The organism is Wolbachia pipientis (assembly GCF_023661085.1).
Taxonomy (GTDB): Bacteria; Pseudomonadota; Alphaproteobacteria; order Rickettsiales; family Anaplasmataceae; genus Wolbachia.
The window spans coordinates 1-6,146 of sequence record NZ_JAHDJT010000083.1 but is presented as its reverse complement, the minus strand read 5'-3'; the positions used below and the strand labels follow the sequence as shown (position 1 = coordinate 6,146).

Annotated in this window: 6 protein-coding genes; all 6 read left to right on the top strand. The window is 36.7% G+C overall.

Translation table 11 applies throughout. The features are described from left to right. Window positions 1–354, top strand: a 354-nt coding sequence (locus DM84_RS04305) for a BamA/TamA family outer membrane protein (RefSeq protein WP_250778589.1), incomplete at its 5' end; no start/stop codon positions are given. After that, on the top strand, window positions 355–930 hold the full coding sequence (locus tag DM84_RS04300; protein WP_250778588.1) for an OmpH/Skp family outer membrane protein: 576 nt from the start codon (window positions 355–357) through the stop codon (window positions 928–930). It abuts the gene before it with no gap. An 18-nt stretch (window positions 931–948) separates the two neighbouring features. Further along, entirely contained in the window at window positions 949–1,389 is a 441-nt protein-coding gene (gene fabZ, locus DM84_RS04295; protein WP_250778586.1) for a 3-hydroxyacyl-ACP dehydratase FabZ, read from the top strand. Between the two features lie 45 nt (window positions 1,390–1,434). Further along, window positions 1,435–4,383 (top strand): FAD-dependent oxidoreductase, encoded by a 2,949-nt coding sequence (locus tag DM84_RS04290; protein ID WP_250778590.1) that lies wholly within the window; start codon window positions 1,435–1,437, stop codon window positions 4,381–4,383. 125 nt (window positions 4,384–4,508) lie between these two features. Further along, on the top strand, window positions 4,509–5,294 hold the full coding sequence (locus tag DM84_RS04285; RefSeq protein ID WP_250778584.1) for an enoyl-ACP reductase FabI: 786 nt from the start codon (window positions 4,509–4,511) through the stop codon (window positions 5,292–5,294). 81 nt (window positions 5,295–5,375) lie between these two features. Beyond that, window positions 5,376–5,858, top strand: a complete 483-nt coding sequence (nuoI, locus tag DM84_RS04280; RefSeq protein ID WP_250778582.1) for an NADH-quinone oxidoreductase subunit NuoI — start codon at window positions 5,376–5,378, stop codon at window positions 5,856–5,858. Window positions 5,859–6,146 lie beyond the last annotated feature (288 nt).

The following is a 6,146-nucleotide window of genomic DNA, read 5'->3' as shown; positions in this document are numbered from 1 at the left end:
GGTATTGGACCAAGAGCAAAAGATAAAAGCTCATTAGGAGGTAAGACTTATTTTAACTTAACACAACAAGTGGATTTTCCATTACCGAAATTATATGATTATATTGGTTTCAAAGGCTCATTCTTTGTTGACTATGCAACGCTTTTTGGTTTAGACGATAAAGATGAGAAACACAAAGAAAAAGAACCATACAACGACAGTAAACTTATGAGAGTTTCACCAGGTTTTGGTTTTTCGATGCCTTCTCCTTTTGGTGGTAGATTTAGATTAGACTTTGGCTTTCCTTTAGTTAAGGAACCTTATGATATAATACCATCATCGAATGTTAAATTTTCTATCGAAGTGGGGATTTAAATGAAATATACACAATTATTTGTATCAGTTATTGTCTTAGTTATTTTCTTGTTTGTGGGTTATAAGGTTGTAAAACACCAACCTAAGGGTGCACTTAACATAAAAGTTGCGATTATTGATAGCGACAAAGTGATCAGTGAGTCTCTTGCTCTACAAAATATACAACAGCAAATAAAAGAACAAAGTTCTGGACTGCAGCAAGAGTTTGAAAGTGAGCTAGAAAAATTCAAGCCTTCAAAAGAGGAATTTGAACTTCTATCAGAAGAAGCAAAAAAGGAAAGAACAGAGCAATTTGACAAGCGCGCTTTAAGTACTAGGGATAGTTACGCTAAAAAAATGTTATACTTAGAAAAAAGTTATAGAGATGCAGTAGATAGCATTTTTAACAAGATAAAAGAAATTGCTAAAGAAACCGCAGAAAAAAACAACATAGACTTGGTACTATTTCTTTCAAAGAAAAATCAGGTTTTATACTTTATGGATGAGGCTGATTTAGATAAAGTTGATTTATCAGATGTAGTATTAAAAAACATAAACAAAGAAATACCAGAGCTTGCTTTGAAAGACGTCAACTAGGCTTACTTTAAGGATATTATGCCGTTTAATATCAGTGATATTATAAAAATATTACCACACTCTTATCCGTTTCTCTTAGTGGATAGAGTAATAGAATGTGATCCAGGTAAGAGTATAAAGGCAATCAAAAACGTGACTTTCAATGAGCCGGTTTTTATTGGCCACTTTCCCGGCCATCCGATAATGCCAGGAGTTTTAATAATTGAGTCTCTAGCTCAGGCATCTGCAATATGTGTTCTTGGTAAAGAAGGTCAAGGTACAATGGAAAATAAAGTTGTTTACTTTATGTCCATTGAAAATGCAAAATTCAGAAAGCCAGTTACTCCAGGAGACACCCTAGTTCTTCAGTCTAACATTAAAAATGCACGTTTGAATGCATGCAAGTTTGAGTGTGTTGCATATGTAGATGAAGAGAAGGTTGCAGAAGCAACAATTTTAGCCATGTTGCAAAACAAATAAAATTTTCATCTGTAAAAAACAGCGTATGCGTTGTATAATATAGCAATGCAGCTAAATTTTAACATCTCATTTCCCAATCTATATATTCGCGATGGATTAATAAAACTAGATGAGACATTTTTAGATTACGTCAAATCATACGATGAAAATCTATTGTGTTCATTGATTGAAGCGAGAGAAAAAACAGCTTCTGCTTCAACGTCATCCCAGTGTCACTCCATGTTATCCCAGTGTAATCAAATGTCACCCCAGTATCGTTCCATGTCATCCCAGTGCTTGACACTGGGATCTAAAACACAACCAATGTCAGCCTATCAAGTGGCAGATAGCCAATTGATTATAGACCTTTCGTATTTACTTAATGAATTCATCGCAAAGCTTTTCAACATTGAAAAAGAAACAGAAGAGCTAAAGAAAAAGCACAACGACTTTGCTGTAATATATAAATGCAAAAGGTTATTTATTCAACGCTATGCATTGAATAAATACACTGATATAGTAAACATAGACATTAATTATGTCACTAGCAGATTAAGTCATTTTCTTACTTTACCAACAACGGAAAAAAATTTCGCCGAGCAAGTGATGTGTTGGTTTGAGGATAAAAAGCATCACAAAGAGGAAATAGAACTTGCAGCGCAATATGCAGCATGGAGAGTGAAAAATAAACAGGGTATACTTTTTAGTACTCATAAAAAAATCGATTATGAAAATCTCGTATCATTCTCTAAAAAAGAAGTGGATGGGATTGAAGTGCTGTATTCAAGCGAAATAAAGAGACGATATGGTTTTGACCTAACAAGTGAAAAGGTGAGTTTAGATAAAGCATTAGATAATGCTCACTACTGTATATTTTGTCATAAGCAAAATAAGGACAGCTGCTCAAAGGGGTTGCAGTCATCTGTTACCCGAGTGACTGACACTAAGATCCAGAAAGAATACGTACGTTCTAGTGCCATATTCTGTCAACCAAGTGAGATTTCTAAAAAATCTCCACTTAAAGTTGAGCTGCACGGCTGCCCACTGGAGCAGAAAATATCAGAAATGAACCTGGTAAAAAGTGAAGGGTACAGTATAGCCAGCCTTGCAATTGTGATGATAGATAATCCATTATGTGTAGCTACTGGGCACAGAATATGCAATGATTGCATGAATTCGTGCATATATCAAAAACAAGAGCCTGTGAATGTGCCAATGGTTGAAACAAGAGTTTTGGATGATGTGCTCAGTTTGCCATACGGATTTGAAATATATTCTCTGCTTAGTCGTTGGAATCCTTTAAATTTTCAGCGGCCGTTACCGAAAGAAAACACTGGAAAAAATGTCCTGATTGTAGGTCTTGGTCCTGCTGGTTTTAATTTAGCTCATCATTTGTTGAATGATGGACATAACGTTATCGCCATTGATGGATTAAAGATAGAACCTCTGATTGATAATTTTCAGCCGATCAGAGATTTCAAGCATGAAAAATTGAGTAAGCGCACAGCCGGTGGGTTTGGTGGAGTAGCAGAATATGGCATTACTTCTCGGTGGAACAAGAATTACTTAAAGATTATTAGATTATTACTGGAAAGACGCAAAAATTTTGCATTTTATGGAGGCATTCGCTTTGGTGGCACAGTAACTGTGAGCGGTGCGTTCAATTTGGGTTTCGACCACATAGCCCTAGCGCTTGGCTCTGGTAAGCCACGAATAATCAAGATAAAAAATATGTTAGCTCGTGGAGTGCGCATGGCATCTGATTTTCTAATGTCATTACAACTCAGTGGTGCTCTTAAATCTGACTCCATAGCAAATCTGCAAATTCGCATGCCAATAGTTGTTATAGGTGCGGGACTTACTGCAATTGATACTGCCACTGAAGCCTTAGCGTATTATCCTATTCAAGTAGAAAAATTTTTTCTTCGTTACGAGATATTGGTTAGTAAATATGGGAAAGACTACGTTGAAAAAGATTGGACAGAAGAAGAACGTGAAATTGTGAATGAGTTTATATTGCATGCACAGTTGATCCAAAAAGAGAAAGAATTAGCGAAAAAAGAGAACAGAGAAGCAAAAATATTGGAGTTAATGCAGAGTTTAGGGGGAGTGAAAGTTGTATATAGAAAAGAGCTAAAAAGTGCGCCAAGTTACCGACTAAATAGTGATGAGGTGCAAAACGCACTTTCAGAGGGGATTTACTTTATCGAAAACTTAGAGCCAGTTGAAATTGTGACGGATAAGTATAACCATGCTGAATCGATAAAACTGATAGACACAAAATCGGGCGAAATCAAGTGTATAAAAGCACGTTCTGTTCTTATAGCAGCGGGTACTGAGCCAAATACAGTCATTGCAACGGAAGATAGAAAGCATTTTAAATTAAGCAATGGATATTTCGCTCACCTGAGCTCATCAGGGGAAGAAGTAGATCCAATATTCTCTCCTAAGATGCAAAATAAAGATAGAATATTAGTGTATAAGCAAGGCAGTAAAGCAATTAGTTTCTTCGGTGATCTTCATCCTTCATATAGTGGTAGTGTTGTGAAAGCTATGGCAAGTGCCAAAAACGGCTATCCTATCATTTCCCAGCTTTTGAAAGGAGTTATACAAACAACTAACCAACCAGTGTTATGCGCTGGAATGACGCCAGAACACCTGGCAAGTGAAGAATTCTTCAATAAGATCAAAGAACAGTTCACTGCAAAAGTCATAAAAGTTCAGTATTTAACCGACAAAGTAGTAGAAATAGTGATCAAAGCACCACTTGCTGCAAAAAATTTCAAGCCTGGGCAATTCTTTAGATTGCAAAGTTTTGAAACTAACAGCAGAAAAGCTACAAGCCTTGCTATGGAAGGTATAGCCGTAACTGGCACTGAAGTAGACAAAAAGAAAGGAATTATTTCCACCATTGTACTTGAAACCGGTGGTTCCACTAATTTGTGTAAGTACTTCAAAGAAGGTGAACAAATAGTTCTTATGGGTCCAACTGGGCGCTCCACTGAGGCTTATTAGGTCTATCTTATACCAGATCCCAATAGTAATAGGATAAATTAAAGATATCCTCTTGATTTTTTAACACAGTTAACATCTTGACTTTATCTGGTTAATATCCAAAATTGTAAAAAACAGAAAGTTCTATGGTAACAAGTCTACTGCAAGGCAAAAAGGGATTAATAACTGGAATAACAAACAAGAGGTCGATAGCGTATGGCATAGCAAAAACTCTCTCAGAGCACGGAGCAGCACTTGCAGTCACTTACCAGAATGAAATGGTAAAGGAGAGATTATCATCGATAGCAGCTGAGCTAAATGTAGAGTTAGTACTAAATTGTGATGTTGCAAATGAAGAAACCATAGGTGAAGTTTTTAAGATAATAGAAAAAAAATGGGGCACTCTTGATTTTTTGGTACACGCAATCGCATTCTCTGACAAGAATGAACTCGTTGGTAAATATGTTAATACATCACTGAGCAACTTCCTCAACGCAATGCATATATCATGCTATTCTTTTACTGCTCTAGTGCAAAGAGCTGAAAAGATAATGCTAAACGGCGGTAGTTTACTCACTTTATCTTACTATGGCGCTGAAAAAGTTATGCCAAACTATAATGTTATGGGTCTATGTAAAGCGGCACTCGAAGCAAGTGTAAGATATATAGCATGCGACCTTGGACCGCAAGACATCAGAGTGAATGCCATTTCTGCTGGTCCAATTAGAACTTTAGCATCTTCTGGAATAAGCAATTTTCACTTCATATCAGAATGGAACAGAAATAATTCTCCACTAAGACGCAACACTACAATAGAAGACGTTGGAAAAGCAGCGCTGTATTTGCTGAGTGACTTAAGTAGCGGCACCACTGGGGAAGTTTTACATGTTGATTCAGGATATAACGTAATAGGGATGAAAGCAATTGATTAGTTCAAAGTTGAGTGTGAGAAAAAAGCCTTTCTAAAACTGGTAATATGATTTATAGTCGGTAATGCAGTGTTTAAATGCTTTATGCTCAAGAAATTAGCTTGGTATTGGTCCTTTATAGAGTTAATTAAAGGGTTTATTATTACACTTAGGTACGCTTTTAAACCAAAGGTAACACTTAGGTACCCTATGGAGAAGGGACCTCTAAGTTCAAGATTCCGCGGTGAGCATGCGTTGCGTAGATATTCAAACGGTGAAGAACGATGTATAGCTTGCAAATTATGTGAAGTTGTCTGCCCTGCTCAGGCGATAGTTATTGAAGCAGAAGAAAGAGAAGATGGCAGTCGTCGCACTACGCGTTATGATATTGACATGGCAAAGTGCATATACTGCGGGCTTTGTCAAGAGGCATGTCCAGTCGATGCAATTGTCGAGGGTCCTAATTTTGAGTTTGCAACAGAAACTAGGGAGGAGCTAATGTACAACAAAGAAAAGTTATTGCGTAATGGTGACGCTTGGGAAGAAGCAATTGCACTCAGATTGAAAAAGAATAGACCGTATTACTAATGTTAAAAGTTTAAACCTCTGTAATTCTGGTGTCCTTTCGTGTCATCCCAGTGCGTGACACTGGGATCTAGTTTCCATAAAATGGTATATTTTAACATAACGTTTATACTCACTAACCTAATAAAATTCTTAGATTCCAGCGTCACGCGCTGGGATGACACCGCTTGTTGTAAAAACAAATGTTCGTTCATAGATTGCAATTAGCTATAAACATTAAGAAATTTACCAGATGAGAAAAAAGGCAAAGAAATCCCGAGTGGCGAGTTTTGACTCTATAATACTTTAAAT

Bases quoted from the DNA above. Each gene is read 5' to 3' on its own strand.
- DM84_RS04285 (WP_250778584.1), top strand. From the start codon at position 4,509: ATGGTAACAAGTCTACTGCAAGGCAAAAAGGGATTAATAACTGGAATA.
- DM84_RS04300 (WP_250778588.1), top strand. From the start codon at position 355: ATGAAATATACACAATTATTTGTATCAGTTATTGTCTTAGTTATTTTC.
- fabZ (WP_250778586.1), top strand. From the start codon at position 949: ATGCCGTTTAATATCAGTGATATTATAAAAATATTACCACACTCTTAT.
- DM84_RS04290 (WP_250778590.1), top strand. From the start codon at position 1,435: ATGCAGCTAAATTTTAACATCTCATTTCCCAATCTATATATTCGCGAT.
- nuoI (WP_250778582.1), top strand. From the start codon at position 5,376: ATGCTCAAGAAATTAGCTTGGTATTGGTCCTTTATAGAGTTAATTAAA.